The sequence below is a fragment of the Frankia tisae genome (assembly GCF_025403405.1).
GTDB lineage: Bacteria > Actinomycetota > Actinomycetes > Frankiales > Frankiaceae > Frankia > Frankia tisai.
The window spans coordinates 1-1,657 of sequence record NZ_JANEZT010000660.1 but is presented as its reverse complement, the minus strand read 5'-3'; the positions used below and the strand labels follow the sequence as shown (position 1 = coordinate 1,657).

Sequence of the window (1,657 nt, the reverse complement as noted above, 5' to 3'; positions counted from 1 at the left end):
CGTAAACATTCACGTGGTTTGTGATCAAGGCATGCGGTTAGGCCGCGCCGGCTACGGTCGCGGTGGCCGGGTGCTGCGGGGACGTCAGGGCGGGGCTGCGGCGGGTGGTGTCCAGGGCGTGCCGGCCATCGCGTCGCGGAGTGCGGTTATGGCGTCGGTGCCGTGTTTGCGGGCTGTGGCGATGTAGCTGCGGAGGTCGAGGCGGTGGCGGGTGACGTCCTCGGACTGGAGCCGGCCGGAGATTTTCTGCTGGGTCTTGTGGGGGCGCAGGTCCCGCTCGCTGGTGTTGTTCGTGGGCCAGACGCGGGTGTCCGTGCTGAACCGCAGGACGTCGTCTTCCCGGTCGCGCAGGCATTCGAGCAGGGGACGGCCGGCCGGCTGCCGGGTGGTGGAGGCCGGGCCGGGAGTGCGGGGGACCTGGGCCAGGCCGACCCGGACCGCGCCGCGGAACTCGGCGGTCAGCGGGCGGGCGGCCTCGGCCGGCAGCTGTGCCTGGCCGGCGTCGCGGGCGGTGTGCCAGGCCGCGACCAGCCCGCGCAGCGCCCGCTGGGCCTGCTCCGGCCAGTGGCTGCCGGGGTAGGTCTCGGCCGCGTCGGCAAGATCGCGCAGGATGTGGGCGACGCAGAGCTGGTGGCCGCCGACCCCGGCGAAGTCGGGGTGGTCGTACACGCTGTACCGGTCGTCGTGCACGGCGACACCGGCGAACTCGCCCAGCACCCCGAACTTCTTGAAGCTGGCCAGGTCCCGGCCGCCCAGCCCGAACACCACGTACAGGTCGGTCGACGCCGAGAGCACGTACTTCTTCTTCCCGGCCGGCCCGCAGCGCAGGGTCGTCTCGTCGAACCCGGCCACCGGCGAGGCGACCACCAGCTCTTTAACTTTCTTGACGGTGTCGGCGACCGCAGCGGCGGCCCGGGCCAGCACGCCGTGCACGAACCCCGTGGAGACCGCCGCGCCGGTGGCGTCCCGGACCAGCCCGGCGGCGCGTTCGACCGGCAGGTGCTGGAAGACCAGCAGGTAGACCACCAGCGCGAGCAGGTTCGGCCCATAGCTGACCGGCGCGGCCGACACCTGGTCGGGCTGGCCGGCGACGTGCTCGCGCCCGCAGCCGCAGCGGACCCGGTACAGGTCGTGCTGGACGACTCTGGCGGTGACCAGCGGCACGTCGTGCACCTGGTGCGACCGGACCACGCCCAGCTCGGCCGCTCCGGACAGGTCCGCCCCGCACCCACACAAGCCCTCAGGGCGGTGCGGCACCGTGTCGTCCGGGTCGAGCAGCCAGGCCAGCGACGACCCGCCGGCACCCTTGCGCTTACCCCGCTTGCCTTTCGCCGCACCCGACGCCCGCCGCGCCGGCCCGGCCCGCCCCGGCAGGGCGTCGTCGATCGACGGCGGCATCGACGAGTTCCCGCTGTGCCGCGACAGCCGCCGTTCCAACTCCGCGACCCGTGCCCGCAACACCTCGATCGCCTCGGCCTGAGCCGCCACCAACGCGACGAGTTCCTCGCGCGACAGCTCCTCGGTCCCGGACACCCGTCGAGGTCATCACACCCGCTGCCAGGACACACGCCCACACTCCCGCCGAGTCGCACAACATCCAGACCCATCTCGACGTCACCTACACACAGCAAGATCTACAAGGCACCTGAATGTTTAC

General features: G+C 72.3%; 1 protein-coding gene. It reads right to left on the bottom strand.

The features are described 5' to 3' along the window. Positions 1 to 84: 84 nt before the first annotated feature. Entirely contained in the window at positions 85 to 1,533 is a 1,449-nt protein-coding gene (gene tnpC / locus NBZ85_RS30915; RefSeq protein WP_261563401.1) for an IS66 family transposase, read from the bottom strand. Positions 1,534 to 1,657 lie beyond the last annotated feature (124 nt).